Source organism: Ferrimonas aestuarii (genome assembly GCF_005116665.1).
Lineage (GTDB): Bacteria > Pseudomonadota > Gammaproteobacteria > Enterobacterales > Shewanellaceae > Ferrimonas > Ferrimonas aestuarii.
On record NZ_SWCJ01000004.1, the window covers coordinates 311,332 to 328,401 of the forward strand.

18 protein-coding genes are annotated in these 17,070 nt (G+C 53.7%); 4 read left to right on the top strand and 14 right to left on the bottom strand.

Annotated elements, in window-relative coordinates:
- Window positions 1–79 precede the first annotated feature (79 nt).
- Both selD and mnmH read left to right on the top strand, forming a co-directional pair.
- Window positions 80–1,117, top strand: coding sequence for a selenide, water dikinase SelD (selD, locus tag FCL42_RS08345; protein ID WP_136862943.1), 1,038 nt, complete (start codon window positions 80–82; stop codon window positions 1,115–1,117).
- Complete coding sequence (gene mnmH / locus FCL42_RS08350; protein ID WP_136862944.1) at window positions 1,118–2,218, top strand: tRNA 2-selenouridine(34) synthase MnmH; 1,101 nt, start codon at window positions 1,118–1,120, stop codon at window positions 2,216–2,218. It begins immediately after the preceding gene.
- Between the two features lie 44 nt (window positions 2,219–2,262).
- On the opposite strand, the gene cysQ is transcribed toward mnmH, so the two are convergent.
- From cysQ to gspC, 14 genes are all read right to left on the bottom strand, one after another.
- A complete protein-coding gene (gene cysQ / locus FCL42_RS08355) occupies window positions 2,263–3,072 on the bottom strand; it encodes a 3'(2'),5'-bisphosphate nucleotidase CysQ (protein WP_229359812.1) in 810 nt (269 codons plus the stop codon).
- A gap of 25 nt (window positions 3,073–3,097) precedes the next feature.
- Window positions 3,098–3,649, bottom strand: coding sequence for an ADP compounds hydrolase NudE (nudE, locus tag FCL42_RS08360; RefSeq protein WP_136862946.1), 552 nt, complete (start codon window positions 3,647–3,649; stop codon window positions 3,098–3,100).
- A gap of 202 nt (window positions 3,650–3,851) precedes the next feature.
- A complete protein-coding gene (locus tag FCL42_RS08365; protein ID WP_136862947.1) occupies window positions 3,852–4,604 on the bottom strand; it encodes a type II secretion system protein N in 753 nt (250 codons plus the stop codon).
- A 1-nt stretch (window position 4,605) separates the two neighbouring features.
- Window positions 4,606–5,082, bottom strand: coding sequence for a type II secretion system protein M (locus FCL42_RS08370; RefSeq protein ID WP_169308334.1), 477 nt, complete (start codon window positions 5,080–5,082; stop codon window positions 4,606–4,608).
- A complete protein-coding gene (gspL, locus tag FCL42_RS08375; protein ID WP_169308335.1) occupies window positions 5,082–6,275 on the bottom strand; it encodes a type II secretion system protein GspL in 1,194 nt (397 codons plus the stop codon). Before gspL ends, FCL42_RS08370 begins: the two co-directional genes overlap by 1 nt.
- Window positions 6,272–7,282 carry a type II secretion system minor pseudopilin GspK gene (gene gspK, locus FCL42_RS08380; RefSeq protein WP_229359813.1) on the bottom strand — a complete coding sequence of 337 codons (1,011 nt, stop codon included), beginning with the start codon at window positions 7,280–7,282 and terminating at the stop codon, window positions 6,272–6,274. Before gspK ends, gspL begins: the two co-directional genes overlap by 4 nt.
- Window positions 7,272–8,000 carry a type II secretion system minor pseudopilin GspJ gene (gspJ, locus tag FCL42_RS08385; RefSeq protein WP_136862950.1) on the bottom strand — a complete coding sequence of 243 codons (729 nt, stop codon included), beginning with the start codon at window positions 7,998–8,000 and terminating at the stop codon, window positions 7,272–7,274. Before gspJ ends, gspK begins: the two co-directional genes overlap by 11 nt.
- Window positions 7,981–8,358, bottom strand: a complete 378-nt coding sequence (gene gspI, locus FCL42_RS08390) for a type II secretion system minor pseudopilin GspI (protein ID WP_136862951.1) — start codon at window positions 8,356–8,358, stop codon at window positions 7,981–7,983. The genes gspJ and gspI overlap by 20 nt, the downstream gene beginning before the upstream one ends.
- The gene (gene gspH, locus FCL42_RS08395) at window positions 8,355–8,936 is read right to left on the bottom strand and encodes a type II secretion system minor pseudopilin GspH (RefSeq protein ID WP_136862952.1); all 582 of its coding nucleotides are present in this window, start codon (window positions 8,934–8,936) and stop codon (window positions 8,355–8,357) included. The genes gspI and gspH overlap by 4 nt, the downstream gene beginning before the upstream one ends.
- Window positions 8,936–9,373, bottom strand: coding sequence for a type II secretion system major pseudopilin GspG (gspG, locus tag FCL42_RS08400; RefSeq protein WP_136862953.1), 438 nt, complete (start codon window positions 9,371–9,373; stop codon window positions 8,936–8,938). The genes gspH and gspG overlap by 1 nt, the downstream gene beginning before the upstream one ends.
- Before the next feature lie 17 nt (window positions 9,374–9,390).
- Entirely contained in the window at window positions 9,391–10,608 is a 1,218-nt protein-coding gene (gspF, locus tag FCL42_RS08405; protein ID WP_136862954.1) for a type II secretion system inner membrane protein GspF, read from the bottom strand.
- 3 nt (window positions 10,609–10,611) lie between these two features.
- Window positions 10,612–12,153, bottom strand: coding sequence for a type II secretion system ATPase GspE (gspE, locus tag FCL42_RS08410; RefSeq protein WP_136862955.1), 1,542 nt, complete (start codon window positions 12,151–12,153; stop codon window positions 10,612–10,614).
- Between the two features lie 3 nt (window positions 12,154–12,156).
- Window positions 12,157–14,331 (bottom strand): type II secretion system secretin GspD, encoded by a 2,175-nt coding sequence (gene gspD, locus FCL42_RS08415; RefSeq protein WP_136862956.1) that lies wholly within the window; start codon window positions 14,329–14,331, stop codon window positions 12,157–12,159.
- 23 nt (window positions 14,332–14,354) lie between these two features.
- Window positions 14,355–15,275: a type II secretion system protein GspC gene (gspC, locus tag FCL42_RS08420; RefSeq protein ID WP_136862957.1), complete on the bottom strand. Its 921-nt coding sequence runs from the start codon at window positions 15,273–15,275 to the stop codon at window positions 14,355–14,357.
- 404 nt (window positions 15,276–15,679) lie between these two features.
- On the opposite strand from gspC, the gene hslR reads away from it, so the two are divergent.
- Complete coding sequence (gene hslR / locus FCL42_RS08425) at window positions 15,680–16,084, top strand: ribosome-associated heat shock protein Hsp15 (RefSeq protein ID WP_136862958.1); 405 nt, start codon at window positions 15,680–15,682, stop codon at window positions 16,082–16,084.
- A 15-nt stretch (window positions 16,085–16,099) separates the two neighbouring features.
- Window positions 16,100–16,963, top strand: a complete 864-nt coding sequence (gene hslO, locus FCL42_RS08430) for an Hsp33 family molecular chaperone HslO (RefSeq protein ID WP_136862959.1) — start codon at window positions 16,100–16,102, stop codon at window positions 16,961–16,963.
- The last annotated feature ends 107 nt before the right edge of the window (window positions 16,964–17,070 follow it).

Consider the following 17,070-nt stretch of genomic DNA (forward strand, 5'->3'; position numbering starts at 1 on the left):
AATCGAATTTTTGGTCGCGTTCATGGTCATTGCTTGGGGTATGATTTACAAAACTTTGCCACACGTTTCAGAGGCGTTTATGACCCAAGAGATCAAGTTAACCGAATATAGTCATGGTGCAGGCTGCGGCTGCAAAATCTCACCCAAAGTTCTGGACACCCTGTTGGCGACTCAACTGACGCCGATGTCGGACGAGCGCCTGATTGTGGGTAACGACAGCCGCGACGATGCTGCAGTTTACGATCTTGATGGCAACACCGGCATCATCAGCACCACCGATTTCTTTATGCCGATTGTGGACGACCCATTCACCTTCGGTCGCATCGCCGCCACCAACGCCATCAGCGACATCTACGCCATGGGCGGCAAACCCATGATGGCCATCGCCATCTTTGGCTGGCCGATTAAGCTTCTGAGCCCGGAGGTGGGTCAACAGGTGATTGAAGGGGGCCGTGCCGCCTGCCGTGATGCGGGTATTCTGCTAGCCGGAGGCCACTCCATCGATGCTCCAGAGCCAATCTTTGGTCTGGCGGTAACCGGTCAGGTAGCGCTAACCGATCTGAAGCGCAACGACACCGCCACCGCTGGCAGCACCTTGTACCTAACTAAACCCATTGGTATCGGCATTTTAACCACGGCGCAAAAGCAGAAAAAGCTGGCACCGGAGCACTCCGATATCGCCGTGGATGCCATGTGCTTAATGAACAAAGTCGGCGCCGAGCTTGCTCAAATTCAAGGGGTGAGCGCCATGACCGACGTCACCGGCTTCGGCTTGGCGGGCCATCTGATTGAGATGTGTGAAGGGGGTAAGGTGAGCGCAGAGATCAACCTTGCTGAGATCCCGCTGCTGGATCAAGTTGACCACTACCTGAGCCAAGGCTGTGTTCCTGGCGGCAGCAGCCGCAACTTTGAAAGCTACGGCCACAAACTGCCTCAACTGTCTGATCGCAGCCGCACCCTGCTGTGCGACCCACAAACCTCGGGCGGATTGCTGGTTGCCGTCGAAGATCATGCTAAAGATCAGGTAGAATCTCTGCTGGCAGCACAGGGCCTTGGCATTCACGCCATCGGCAAGCTGCACCCTCAACAAGATCAACTGATTAAGGTAAACGACTAAATGACTACAGTGAGCGCCGCAGACTATGCCGACATTCTTCTAAGCGATCGGCCCCTTATCGATCTGCGTGCGCCCATCGAGTTCAACAAAGGCGCTTTTGAGCAGTCGGTTAACCTGCCGCTGATGACCGATAGCGAGCGGGCCGCCGTTGGCACCTGTTACAAGAAATCAGGGCAGATGGCGGCCATCGAGCTGGGGCACAAGCTGGTTCAAGGCAAAGTTAAGGCTCAGCGGCAACAAGCTTGGGCCGAATTCATCGCCGCTCACCCAAACGCCTACCTCTACTGCTTTCGAGGCGGACTCCGCTCCCAGATCAGTCAGCAATGGCTCAAAGAGATAGGAATCAACTTGCCATTCATCGAAGGCGGCTATAAAGGGATGCGCGGTTTTCTTATGCAGCAAACCGAACAGATCGCCGCAGCACTATCGATGTGGATCGTAGGCGGCATGACTGGCTGCGGTAAAACCGACTTCCTAAAATTACGTCAAGATCAGATCGACCTTGAAGGACTAGCGAACCATCGCGGCTCCAGTTTTGGCCGCCAAATCAATGAGCAGCCCGCGCAGATCAGCTTCGAAAATACCTTAGCAGTTCAGTTGATGCGTCACCAACGTCAGGGTCACCAACACCTTGTGTTAGAGGATGAGAGCCGCCTGATTGGCCGCATCTCCATCCCACTAGAGATGCACAACTTGATGCAGCAATCGCCGCTTGTGCTGCTGGAGGTTACTCAGGAAGACCGAATTTCCCGCATTGTTCGTGACTATGTTATCGACATCGAAGTGGCTTTCGTTGCTCGAGATGGCGAAGAGGAAGGCCGCAGAAACTTCGAGACGCACCTGCTCAGTGCCCTAGACCGCATCCACAAGCGCCTTGGGGATCTGGCTCATCGTGAGCTGCGCATCAGTATGGAGCAAGCACTGCAAGCCCAGCGTCAAGGACGCTTCGATCTTCACCGAGACTGGATTGAGCGCCTGCTAACAGACTACTACGACCCCATGTATCGCCATCAGCTCAAGAGTCGCCAACAGCGCATCGCTTTTAAAGGCACTCATCAAGAAGCCCATGAATGGCTCGACGCCAAACTGGCGCATCAGTAGAGACAAAAAAACGGCCCTGAGGCCGTTTTTTTATATCTTTAGGCTTACCCCTGCAGAATCTGGTTCCAAGGCAGCCCAGGGGCTCCTAACACCAAATAGTTGGGGTTTTCTAAGCTTTCGCGCTCATTGTAGGATAGGGGCTGTAACCGAGTATCAAGGATGCGACCGCCCGCTTGTTCGACGATGCACTGCGAGGCACCGGTGTCCCACTCACCTGTGGGTCCCAAACGCAGATACACGTCCGCCTCCCCTTCCGCCACCATGCAGCTTTTCAGCGACGCGCTGCCAAAGGGCACGAAGCGGTAATTGCGCCCTGGCTCAAGCAGTTCAGTTACCGCTTCCAGTTTTTGACGGCGACTCACGGCAATCACCATCTCCTCTTCGGCCTGCTTAGCGTCTCGGCTGTGAATCGGAATGTCGACGCCATCGACTCGTTTAAACGAGCCATTGCCACTGACACCGAAGTAGCACACGCCAGTCATCGGGGCATACACTACCCCCATCACAGGGTGATGATCATCGATAAGCGCAATATTAACGGCAAAATCGCCACTGCCAGCGATGAACTCCTGAGTACCATCTAAGGGGTCAATCAGCCAATAGCGACGCCAATCATGGCGCTTCGCCAGAGGAATGTCGGCGTCCTCTTCAGACAAAATGGGAATGTCTGGTGCCAACTCAGTCAGCTTAGACACAATCAGTTGATGGGCAGCCAAATCCGCCGAGGTAACCGGGGTATTGTCGGATTTGGTGATCTGCTGGTATTGACCAGCTTCGTAGATTTCACGGATGGTCTCGCCAGCTTGGCGAGCCACGGCGATCACTGGCTCTAACAGGGCATTAATTCTTTCCACAAACTCCACCTACTGCGGCAATGCGTTACTTTAGTTTCAGTGCTTTTCTCGCTAAAAACAAGGCGGTAATCGCACGAGACTCTGAAAAATCGTCTCTGGACAACAGTTCATCAAGCTGATGTATCGACCAAGGCACGGCAACCAGAGGTTCTGGCTCGTCCCCTTCCAGCACACTAGGGCTCAAACCTTGAGCTAAAAAGATCTGCATCTTACTGGCGAAGTAACCCGGCGCTAGGGAAACCTGCTTAAGGGGAATCAAGGTATCCGCTTTAAACCCCGCCTCCTCTTGCAGTTCGCGATTGGCGGCCTGCTCCGGAGTTTCTCCGGGGTCGATCAGCCCTTTGACGAAGCCAAGCTCATACGTTTCCGTGCCCACGGCATACTCTTTCATCAACAGCATGGTGTCATCATCAAGCATGGGCACAACCATCACCGCGCCACGACCGCCACCTTGCATGCGCTCATAGGTACGCTCGGCACCGTTGCTGAATTTTAGCTGCACCTGCTCAACGCGAAACAGGCGGCTCTGAGCAACCAGCTCAGTACTGAGAATTTCAGGCTTTTTCTGCTCTTCCATAGCTCTTAAAGTCAGGAGTATCCATGGGGCTAACTAAGCCAGTCATGGCACTCGATCAGTTGAAGTCACATCGTCACCGGCAAAGTGAGACTGAGCTCACACTCGGGTGTCCACAGACAGGATACACACTCCCCCAAGCTTTGGCATCCAAAAACGAAAAGGGCCGCCCTCGGCGACCCTTTGCAACGTTACATTCAGAATTTTACATCCCAGGGATGCGGCCCGAATAGGTAATAGGATAAACCCCATTAGCATCCTGATTGCCTAGGAAACTGAGGTTCTTTTTCAGCATTTCCGGCTGCTGCGCAGTCTCGCGAATGCCCGCATTCACCTCAACCTGATTGTTGGCTTTCAGCACCAAATTGCCTGCCACACCGATGCGATTATCTCGCTCAGTCATGGCCAGCTGAATGTTGCCCTGCTGACAGCTGAGTTGCCCAGCCAAGTTGCCCAGCTCAAACTGACCAAACTGGTTATTTACGTTCAAACCCAACAGAGTCAATCGCCCATTGAGACGCTCACACCACGGCGTACCCTGAGCAGCGTCCGACAGATTTAATTGAATTTCCGCAGCCACCTGGGTTCTAAACGGCAGACGACGCTTGCCCAGCAAGGTTCCCGCATCGCTATCCAGTTTCAGGTTCTCCACGGACAGGCCTGACAACCCATACTCCACCACGCCGCGGCCTTGAATATCGCCAGCCAGAGTCACGTTGGCGCGCACCTTGGCAGAAAGCAGTGCCGCAGGTTGCAGCTCCCAAGTCAGATCATTGAACTGACGACCGGCAATGGACGCCGCTTGAACTCGCCCTTGCCATAGGTTGCCACTGATCCCATCCAACTTGATGCCGTTGGGTTTGGGCGCCCAATTCCACACCAGCGAGGCTGGCACGGTAACCACTAAAAACACCAGATAGAGCGCAACTGCACCTACGCCGTACTTAAGCCACTTCATATTAACCCTTCACCAACTGCAGTCGGCGTACTTCCACTTTTCCTGCGGTGTCGGTGGCAGACAGATCCACCGCTTCCACTCGAATACCCTGTTGTGACAGATAAGCCAACCAGTTCACTAACGCATCAAAACTGCTTTCCGTTAACCACACCTGGAGCTTCTGCCCCTGAGGTTGCATCCGCTCAATGCTAAGCCCATATTGCTTAGCGCTTTGAGTGACGATCTGGCTGACGCTGCCAGAGGCACTGACTTGGCCACCGGATTGCTTTAGGCTCAGGTAGCGATTGGCGTCGCGCTTGATGTCGGCCAACTTCACCTGCTCCGCCTTCAGCGCACGCTCGGCGTTGTCCACGGCCAAATTGATCGGTTGCCATATCAACCAATAGAAGCCGCCAATGATGGCCACCGGGGCAGCGACGGTCAGAAGCTGACGTTCACGGTCGTTTAGCTTCTGCCACCAAGTTCGTAGCTGTTGCATCATTTCACCTTCACCGTTACCGAGCCGCTTACGCCCTGCTCTTCGTTATTCATGGCGCCCGTTTCAACTTGGAATTCGGCACCGGCCAGCTTTTGAAACTGCTCAAACTGGGCGAAATTGGCCGCTTTCAGCTGCATCCGCAGCTCGTTGCGATCCGCGTTAAACCGCAGAGACTCGGGTTTCAGCTCGGGAATGGCGGCGAAACTGGGTTGCAGTTTTTCCAGCAAGGTAAGCAGTTGCCCCTGCTCACCGCTTCCCCCCATGGAACGCAGTTTACTGGCCAACAGCTGCTTTGGATGCAGCGCCTTGTTGGCACGCTCATTGGGGAACAGTTTCTTATAGATGGCATCGGATTGGGCCCGAAGCTGCTGACGCTCCTTATCCAGCTGCACCCAGCGTGCCCCTTGGAACACCAAGGTCATCAGCAGCGCCACACCAGCAAGAATCGCTACTTTGCCCCAAATTCCCCACGCTTTTCCATATTCGCGTTTAGGCGCGTAGGGGCCACTCAGTAAGTTACAGCGACTCTGTGATAACCCTTGGGCCAAAATCTGCATTGGCAACTCCAGCTGTTGCTGTTGCCAGCTGATGTTGTCGATCTCCAGTTCAATTGGCGTGTAGTTGGCTAGGGTGATCTCAGACTGCGCTTGATCGGCACACACCAAAGGCATCCAGTCACTGTCGACGCTGCTGCCAGTCAGGCCAAACCGGCACAACCACTGCTGCTCCAGTTGCATCACGGCGCCATCGAGCCCAGCAGGAATTGGCATCGCCATCACATCAGGAACAATCTGATCCGCTTGTAGACCCGCATCCGCCAGCCACTGTTGCCATGTCTGCATCTGCTGATGGCTGACTACAGCAACCCCAAGGTCATCGCCGCTGCGCTCTGCGGTGACAAAATGCAGCTGCTCCACATCCTGAGCCAGCTCCTCCTCCAGCATAAAGGGCAATCCTTTAATGCCTTGGCGAGCCATCTTAGCTGGCAGCATCACTTGAGTCAGGGTCAATGCACTGGAGTCCACCAACACATGAACTGGGCGTCCACCGGCACGCTCCTTCAAGCTGGAAAGTGCCGCCGCATCCGCCAGCACTCCAGAGCTGATGACGCTCTGCTGCTCTTGTGACCAGGTAATCCAACTGATGGGTGCGTCGGCGTGCTCGCCCAATCGCACCACTACTCTTTCGCTCACTGTTGGCCTCCATACTGCCGGGTTAGGGTCACAAACTGACTGCTGCCCGACCGTTGTAAAATCGATTCAAGTCTAAACACGGTGTTATCCACTTTGGCGGCACCTTTGAAGCGGAAGTAGCTGCTGTCCACCACAAAGGCACTCTTGGCGGTATCGTTCAGCGTCACGTTTTGCACTGCCGATTCACTCCAAAAATCTTCAATGCTCTCCCAGCCTTCCAAAGGACGGTTGGCGATCAAGTCTTCCACTTCGCCTCGGCTCAATTCGCCTTCGAACATCCCCACTAGGAGCGAAGCACGCTCCGCCTCAACGGTGTTAACGTTAACCACTTGGGTGTCGTCTCCCGGAATGGCGCACACTGATTTTTTGAGCACCTCATACATCGGCTGAGAGATCCCCAGAACCGCGCGCATCTCACTGTGGTGCCACATCAGTTGGTTCGCAGCGCGATAGGGAACCTCACGAGCCTCGTAATCGCCATCTTCGGCGCCGTAGCTGCCGGAAGTTCGATCGTCAGAATCGATGTAGTCGTGGATGCGCTCCGCCGCCATCTCCGCCAGATACAGGTCTAACCCCATGTCCTCTAGCATTGCTTGAAACTGCTTCTGAACCAAGGGTTTTTGATTGGGGTTGGTCTGTTTTTCGGTATCGGTCAAACCTTGGGACAACGCGTTGATGTTGAAGCAGCTGCGCATGTCTTCGACGCTGCCGATGATCTGGCCGCCTTCAACGGGGTAGATCACTTCGTTGGTGGCCCAGTATTGCTGCAGATGAACGGTGCCGTCGGCGTCTTCCATATCCTGCTTGAGGGCTCGCTTAGCCAGCTCCTCCGCCGACAACGCCAACCAGGAAGCTTGCAAATATTGACTGTGATTGACCGAACGGCGAATCGCCATCCGACTGCGCTCGCTGAACGACGCCGCAATGGTGGTCATCACCGCCAACACCAACAATACCGTCAGCAGAGCGATGCCTCGTTGACGTTGCTGAGGCGTTTTAATCATCATTGGCGCCTCCGCTCTTGTTGTTGTCATTGCCAGAACCGGTTCCGGTGTCGTTATTCCCGTTGTCAGCTCCAGTGTCACTTTCATCACCGCCGCCGGATTTGGCACTGCCAACGCCATCGGCAACCAAGAAGCGGCGCTCTATCTTGCCAAAGTCTTCGGTCTCAAACTCAATGGAGATCGCCCGTACATTAGGGCTGCCGGAAAACTTGGTCTGCCACTGATCTTCGATAAAGAAGGAGAACTTAAGATCCAACACATTTTCAAGCAGTGGCAACACTTCAGGCTCGGTGCCTTCAACGGAATCGGGGTAGATAAAATAGAGTCTCTGTAGCTGGTTTTCCTGCAAGCGGTACCCCACTTGCTGTAAGCTGCCTCGGGGCAACTGACCACGGGGATTGAGCCACCCCAGATGATAAAAGCTGAAGCCATCGGCATCGGAATCCAGCCAGCCTTCACCAAACTGATAGTTGGAATCGCTGGGCTCGGCTCCTTCGGCACGCACTGGACGCATCACCATCTGTTCGATATCCCGCTGGATGATAGACATGGCGCGCTGCATGTCCTTTAGGCGAGTATGGTGCTGTTTACTGGATTCACTGATGTCGAGCACATTGGAAAGGACCGCCGAGGTCGCCACAGCCAACATCGCAAACACGGCGATGGCCAGCAACATCTCCAGCAAGGTAAAGCCAGACGCCTTAGTCCGGTTTAGCCACATAGGTGGTTACCTCGCTGATAATATTATCGAAACTAGAATCCAGGCTGACCTTGATACGAATGGCTCGAAACTCTTCGTCGGTGGTTTTCACCACTTCCTGACGCCAGTACCACTGCTGATCCGCCAGCTCTACTCGGCCCTTCTCTTTATTGCCTAGATCGGGGAAATCGCTGGCAAGACGAGCATCAACCATCTTGTTGTGAGCCACAATGTCGGCAAACATGCGCTCTTTCAATACCGGAATGGTGCCCAGTTGTTCACTGGCACTTTTCAGTACAGCGATGGCGGCCATGGCGAATACCGCTAATGCCACCATCACTTCGAGTAAGGTAAAGCCTCGAGATCGGATGCGATTCATTCTGCTTCCTCCGCCGGCATAATCTGGCCGATGGCGTTACCCTTGAGTTCGATGGACAACTTAGGGCGAGCACTGTCGTTTTCAAACTCCACCAAAAATGGCGTGATCTCACCACTTGGCAAAATCAACAGCTGCGGCTCCGGGCTTTTCTTCTTGTCCTCTTCGCTCTCTTCGAACAGAGATTCATCAAAGCCAAATTCACTTTCATCATCCTCATCCGCCTGCTGCAGCGGCAGCCCTTCGATGGTGAGGCTCATGAAAGTGTCTTCAGGTAAGCGACGCTCTCGATACAGGGCATCCCCAACCAGAGGTTCCCAATCGTTTTCATCAATATTAAAGCGGGCAAAAAAGTAATGATCGGGCTCAACCACCACCCCAAGCTCCTGGCCTGATAGCACCGACTCTTCGATGGCCATCGACACCACGGTTTGGAACTCATTTGCCGCCTCTTGGAGGGCTTCACGGCGAGGATCGCCGCTGATCGTTAGGGTGACGGTCATTGCCGCCACCCCAATCAAAAACAGCACCAGTAGCATCTCCAACAGGGTAAAGCCCTGCTGCTGTCTTAGCTTTTGCATTACTGGTAGTCCGTCAGGTTCCAGTTGCAGATGTCATCATCACTGCCGTAGGTGAAATCTGGGCCACTGGAACACAGATCAAAACGGCCTTTCTCACCAGGGCTCAGCAACACGTAGTCGTTGCCCCAAGGATCCTTAGGCAGACGCTTAATGTAACCACCTTCGCGATAGTTGCGTGGTTCTGGGGAGTAATTTGGGCGGTTTACTAGGGCATCAACACCTTGTTCTGTGGTTGGGTAGATGTTGTTGTCTAGGCGGTACATGTCCATGGCGCTTTCCAAGGAAACAATGTCAGCCACCGCTTTCTGAATGTCTGCCTTATCTTTAGAGCCCATGATGTTTGGGGCGATAAGGGATGCCATGATACCGATGATCACCAGTACCACCATCACTTCCAACAGAGTAAAACCGCGTTGACGGTTATGTTTGTTTTTCATTTCGAACCTCAAAGGCGTTAAATAAAGGTGTTCATTGCCATCATAGGCATCATGATGGCAATCACAATAAACAGCACCACCGCCGCCATTGTCACTACGATCAAAGGTTGCAGTACCGCCATGGCGACACTGACTAGAGTTTCGAACTCACGGTCCTGGTTGTCGGCAGCTCGAGCCAACATGGTGTCCAGCTCACCGGACTTCTCGCCGGAGGCGATCATGTGCAGCATCATCGGCGGGAACAGCTTGGTGTGATGCAACGACGCTCGCAAGCTGGCCCCCTCTCGCACCTTGGTGGTGGCGTCTGCCACTGCATCTCGAACCTTGATATTAAGCAGCACATCGGACGCGATGCCCATGGCTTCCAATAGCGGTACACCGGAAGCCGACAGGGTGCTCAAGGTTCGGGCAAAGCGCGCGGTGTTTAGGCCACGGGCCACCTTGCCGATCACCGGCAGATGCAGCACGGTATTGTGCCACTTGAGTTTGAAGTCGCGGTTACGCTGAGCCTGTTTGAAGCCAACAATGGCCAACAGCACCGCCACAACAATATAGAGTCCATAGGCCTGCAAAAATTCCGAGGCATCGATGAGGAACTGGGTGGTCCAAGGAAGAGTTTGTCCCATGGAGCTAAACTGCTCAACCACCTGAGGCACCACCGCCACCAACAGAAAGGACACCACGCCAACGGCCACCAACGTCAGAATAATGGGGTAAACCATCGCCTGAATCAGCTTGGAATTGAGCTCCTGTTGACGCTCTTTGTAATCGGCCAGACGCTCCAGCACCACTTCCAGGTGTCCAGATTTCTCACCGGACGCCACCATGGCAACGTAAAGCTCATCGAAAATGGACGGGAATTCGCGCATGGAGTCGGCGAGGGAGTACCCCTCCACCACCTTGGCGCGCACCGACATCAGCATGCTTTTGATCTTGGGCTTTTCGTTCTGCTCCGCCACCGCTTTCAGCGCTTCCTCAATGGGAAGACCACCGGCCAGCAGGGTCGCAAGCTGACGGGTCAAAAGCGCCAGATCCGAGGTGGAGATACGAGGCGTGAACAGGGTAAATCCGGACTTGGATTCGCTTTTCTGCTTGGCCGCGGCCACCTGAATGTCCAGAGGCACCAGCCTCTTTTCTCGCAGCTGGTTACGCGCCAACCTGGCGGTGTCCGCTTCGATGATGCCTTTTACCTGACGGCCTTTGGCATCCATCGCCTTGTATTCAAATGCTGCCATGACCTACTCCTCGCGGGTGACCCGAAGCACCTCTTCCAAGGTGGTTTGGCCTTCAAGTACCTTTAAGCAGCCATCGGCGCGGATGGATGGCACGCTCTGGCGCACGTATTTCTCGATCGCCAATTCGCCCTTGCCACCATGAATCAACTCGCGAATCTCATCGTCCACCACCAGTAGCTCATGGATGCCGGTTCGGCCTTTATAGCCACTGCCGTTACACGCTTCACAGCCGTTGGCACGGAAGATGGTCACCGGCTGCTCTACGCCAAGCAGCGCCATTTCTCGAGGATTGGCCTCATGGGGCTGCTTACACTCAGGGCAGAGAGTTCGCACCAAACGTTGCGCCAACACCCCCAACAGAGAAGAGGAAACTAGGAAGGGTTCGATGCCCATATCCTGCAAACGAGTGATGGCACCGGCGGCGGTGTTGGTGTGCAGGGTCGACAATACCAGGTGACCGGTTAACGACGCTTGCACCGCAATGGAACCAGTTTCCAGATCTCGAATCTCACCCACCATCACCACATCAGGGTCTTGACGCAAAATGGCGCGCAGACCGCGGGCGAAGGTCATGTCGACCTTGGTGTTTACCTGAGTCTGACCAATGCCCTCAATCTCATACTCGATCGGGTCTTCACAGGTCAGAATATTGCGCTCACGGCTGTTGATCTCAGTCAGACCCGCATACAGGGTGGTGGACTTACCGGAACCGGTTGGGCCGGTCACCAACAAGATGCCGTGAGGCTTGCGGATCAGTTGATCAAACTCTTTACGGATGGAGTCGCTCATGCCCAACTGTTTGAGATTGAGCATGGCTTGGTTCTTATCCAAAAGACGCAATACCACCCGTTCGCCACGGGAGCCAGGCATGGTAGATACCCGCACGTCGACGGCACGGCCACCAATGCGCAGGGAGATGCGACCATCTTGAGGCACTCGCTTCTCGGCGATATCCAGACGAGCCATTACCTTGATACGAGACACTAACAATGAGCTGATCTTGCGCTGCTGTTTCAGAACCTCACGCAGCACCCCATCCACACGGAAGCGAACAATCAACTCTTTCTCATAGGTTTCCACGTGGATATCAGAAGCACCCAGCTTGATCGCTTCCGATAACAGGGCGTTAATCAAACGGATGATCGGCGCATCATCTTCCGCATCCAGAAGATCTTCGGTCTCAGGCAGTTCGTCTGCCAATGAGGTTAGGTCGTCATCTTTACCGATGTCTTCCATCAACTGCTGAGCTTCAGAGCTGTCTTGCTGATAAACCTCGGTCAACTTGAGGTCAAATGCCGACTGCTCAACTGGCTGCAACTTCACCGGCACGCCGGCAATGCGACGCGCTTCCAGCAGGGCTTTCGGGGTGCAACTGGCCACATAACTTAGCAGCAGTTCATTGTGTTCATCTTCCCAAAGCACCAGCCCAAACCGACGGGCGAAGGCAAAAGGTAAACGCTGAGGCGCTACCGTCTCTTCCGACAGCGCCTCCACGTTATCCAAGGCCGCCTGCTCTAGAGCATCCGAGGCGTGGTTGTCACTCATGGATTACTCCTGCACCGGCGGCACATCGGTACCGAGGCCATTGGTTTTGTCTTTCTTCACTCGCTCAAGCTGCTCGTTCATCCAGCCAGAGTCATCGCGGATTGGGGTCTCCATATCATTACCGTTTTGGTAATTTTTCAGGATCTCCATCGCTTCCGGGCTTAGATTTTGCGGCTTAGGCTGCTCCCACTCAGGCAGCACTGGCACGTTGGTGTATGGCATCAACGCCACACCATCCTCTTGCTGTTCCAGCTGAGCAGCACGGATGAAGTTGTACTTACGACCAGACAAACCGCCCATGGTGACACCGTCACGGATGATGGTCGGCTTCAAGAAGATCATCAGGTTACGCTTGGTCTTCTTAGAGGAGGTCGAGGTAAACAAAGCGCCCAGATAAGGGATGTCACCCAGCCATGGCACCTTAGACACACTCTCTTGCACGTCTTCGTTCAACAGACCGCCCAAGACGATGGTTTCACCGGAATCCGCCAGTACGGTGGTTTTCAGCTCACGCTTACTGAAGGTTACGTCCACTGAGGTACGGCCGTTAACACCGGAGCTCTCCTGAACGATCTCCATCTGTACCGCGTCACCTTCGTTGATCTGAGGGCGAACGGTCAGCTTGATGCCCACCTCTTTGCGGTCTACGGTTTGGAACGGGTTGTCGTTGCCAGAGCTGGCCGCCGACCCGGTGATCACCGGAACTTCGTCACCCACAATGAAGCTGGCTTCTTGGTTATCCAACGTGGTAATACTTGGGGTCGCTAGAATGTTGGAGTTGGAATCGGACGCCACCGCTTGTAGCAGGGCACCAAAATCGCCCATAGGCACACCCCAAGCCATGCCATTGACGCCTGCCAATGCTGCCGCCAAAGTGCTGATGTCTCCCGGAGTATCTGGATTTTGGGTACAGGTTAGGTTGTCGCCGGAACCGGTACAGGTTTGCGTCGCCTCTTTTTCTTGTGCATCCCACAAGCCGGCGCCAATCTCGCCAATGGTCACGCCAGTGCCGTTGTTGTACTGAATCAGGCCACCATCCTCGGAGTACCACTGCACGCCAAAGGCCACATCATCGCCTTCGGCGATCTCAACGATAATGGCTTCAACCAGCACCTGAGCTCGGCGAATATCCAGCTGGCGAATCACGCTGTCCAGCTCCTGCATCTGGTCAGGCTGAGCGTTAATCACTAGGGCGTTGGAGTCAGCGTGAGCCATGATGGTAATGCCTTGGCTCTTGCTACGGCTTGTTGGGCTCTTGGTGGCTTCTTCCGCCTGCTCCAAACTCTCCGCAAAACCAGATAACACCTCTTGCAGCTCTTCCGCCTGGGCATATTTTAGGTAAAACACCCGAGTGTTACCGGCGTTACGCATGTCTTGGTCCAGTGAATGCACCAAGTTCACCGCGCGTTTGCGCGCTTTCTCGTCACCGCTGATCACCACGGAGTTAGTGCGCTCATCAGCAACCACTTTAGGGATGCTGCCAGCGTTCGCTGATTGCTGGCCACCAGTACGGTACAGAGCGTCGATGATGCGTACCATCTCACCCGCTGACGCGTACTGCAGTTTCACCACCTGAACCTTGGTGTCACCCTGCAGGTCAACGCGCTTCACGATCTCTACCAGTTTGTTCACCGTGGCAGCACGACCGGTAATCATCAACACATTAGAGGGATCGTAGTTCACGACGTTGCCGCCGCCGGTGTTGTCGTTCAGCTGGCGCAGCAATGGTGCCAACTGCTTGGCTTCCACGTTGTACAGCGGCACGATGCGGGTGACCATTTCGTCACCTTCGCCCGGGTTGCGATCGTCGGCCACCATGATATTGGCATTCTTGGAATCTTTGGCCTTCACCACCTTGATGATGTTGCCGTCCATCTCAATCACCGCGAAGCCATAAACCTGCAACACATTGAGGAAAAATTGGTAGTACTGATCGTCGTTGAGCAGGTCATAGCTGCGCACGGTAATCTTACCGCGAACCGTTGGGTCGACGATGATGGTTTTCTGCAGGTTCTTACCAACAATATTGATAAATTCCTGAATATCCGTGCCCTTAAAGTTGGCCGCATATTGCGCCGCCATAACCGGCGTGCCTACCGCAAGGATGGAGGCTCCAGCGATCACCCCAGCGGCAATCTTATTGCGCAGCCAGGTGGTACGTCGTTTTTGTGTCTTCATTCTAATCCCCATAACCCCGGTCGTTATTGGTTGGGTAGGCTAAACATAATTTCATTCAACTGGCCGTCTCGCTCCACCATTACCGACATCTCTGTCAAGGCTGGTAGCTCAGCCAACAACTGCATCGCTTCTGACATCTGAGTTAGGTCATAGCCGTTAATCGACACCGCAAGATCTCCAGGCTGTAAGCCAGCCTCGGAGAACAACGCGCGATCTTTGCCAGGATTCAGACGATAGCCCTTAAGCCCATCTTCGGACTTCACTGGGCTAATGGCGATGTAATCGGTTAACTTGCCGGGATCATCCAGAAGCTGTGCTCTAGCTTGATCCAGCTGCTGAGAGACTTTTGCGTTACTGCGAAGGTCCCGTTGCTGGGGCTCTCCATCATTATTTTTCAGTCGCTTAGTCTCATCAGATAATGTCTGGGTGTACTCAATACCATCGAGCATCAAGGTTTCGTAACGGCCTCGGTTCACAATGATGGCACGATCCGCATACACCTCATGCAACGTCGCCGAGGTGGACTTAATCTTATCGCCAATACCGTATGTATCTTGGCTGCCGCTGCTTTCAATAATGGCGATGCCGCGCTGCTGTTCAGAACTGGCCACCAAGCCAGTCAGCAAAATTCGCAAGGTGGTTTTGGGGGCATCGGTAATTAAGTTGGTTTCAACCACCTGAGGCTTGCTCTGTTTGGATTGATCAAAGGAGCCAAAGAGTTTGAGAGAAAGCAGGGGTTCTAAATTGGTGGAGGTGGCAGTGCCATTTTGCGAGAGCTTCGCTCGCCAAGGCGTAGCGGCGGTTTGGGGCTCGGGCACCAGCATCCAGGTCAGTTGTGATGCCAGATAGATGACATAGATTGCCAACAGCAGGCTGATCACTCGGGCAATGGCAGCTTGTGGCAGCTTAGCCAAGCCATTCATCCCTTGTTGAAGATAGTCCATAGTTTTCGTGCTCTTAATTACTAGGGCCTGCTGACCTTTTACTCATCATTTTGCGCCATCATAGCGTCAATGCCTAGGTAGGAATTAACACAGTGTCGTGGCCGCAGCTATTTCGCTTTGGTTAATTAATCCAAAGTTTGTTCTAATTATGGTGTCTAAAGTTCAATCTATCTGACACTCACCGTTTCGACGGGTGACGAAAATTGTTCAAGTTTCGTCATGCTACTGAGGCTTAACAAGACACACAAGCATTAAGCCTTAACAAATCAGCGATCTAGCAACCAAATGGTGAATTTCGGCCAATTATGCTACCTTTGGCGACCTCAATATGCTGTGAAGCCTTACCCGTTTTTTAATTTTTACTAGCAAGCAATGTTCGAATTGCTGTCATCATCAAATTCTCTATGGCCAAAAAAGATTCAAACCAACCGCTGACCTCGGTACGCCTAGATAAATGGCTATGGGCCGCCCGTTTCTACAAAACGCGAGCCTTGGCTCAAGAGATGGTCAGTGGTGGTAAAGTGCACTATAACGACCAACGTTGTAAACCCAGCCGCAGCGTAACCTTGGGTGCCACCATCAGTTTACGGCAGGGAAATGACGAAAAGATTGTGGTGGTAAAAGGCTTATCAGAGAAGCGTTTATCTGCCCCATTGGCGCAAGAGTTGTATCAAGAAACTGAAGATAGCTTGAAAAAACGCGAAGCCGCCTCCACATCCAGACACATTCAGGCTGCGGGCAAACCGAATACCTCGGTTCGTCCCGACAAAAAGCAGCGTCGTCAAATTATGAAGCTGAAGCATCAGTAAGTTCGAGAGTCGATCATGAGCCAAGACAAATTACAGCGTTACCTATTTGAGAAAGCCGATGTGCGCGGCGAGATCGTACAGCTAGATGAAAGCTATCAGCAGATGCTAGCGGGCAAACCATACCCTGCCAGTGTGGCCAAATTGCTCGGCGAAATGTTGGCAGCCACCTCGCTGCTGACCGCCATTTTGAAATTTGAAGGCGAGATCGCCGTTCAGCTTCAGGGTGATGGCCCAGTAAATCTGGTGGCCGTCAATGGCAGCCATAAGCAACAATTGCGTGGTGTGGCTCGTTGGAAACAGGACGTCCAAACTGACGACCTGCAACAATTGATTGGCAAAGGCCAGCTGGTGATCACCATCACCCCAACTCAAGGTGAACGCTATCAAGGCATCGTTGGCCTGACGGAATCCACCCTAGCGGGGTGCTTAGAGCAATACTTCCTGCAATCGGAACAGCTGAAGACTCGTCTGTGGCTGCACGCCGACGGCGCCCATGCGGCTGGTATGCTTCTGCAAGCCCTGCCGGAGAGTGATAAGTCACAAGAGGTGGAGTTTGAGCACCTTGAGTCACTCACCGACACCATTAAAGCGGAAGAGCTGTTTGAGCTAGAGGCTGAACAGGTTCTGCATCGCCTCTATCACCAAGAAGAGGTGCGAGTATTTGAGGCCACCGAAGTCAGCTTCAAGTGTGGCTGTAGCCGCGAACGCAGCCTAAATGCCCTCAGTTCAGTATCTAAAGCCGAATTGACCGAAGTTTTGGAAGAGCGTGGTCACATCGACATGCACTGCGACTACTGCGGCAGTAACTACCGTTTCGACCTGATCGACATGGAAGCGTTCTGGGCCGGCGGTCAAACCTCATCAGAGCAGCAGCACTAACCCTGCTTGCCAGCTTGCTCGCCTCTCTCTAGGCCAGCATTTATCTGTAAATAACGGCGACCACTGGTCGCCGTTTGATTTTTATCACAAATATCGATTTTTTGTGA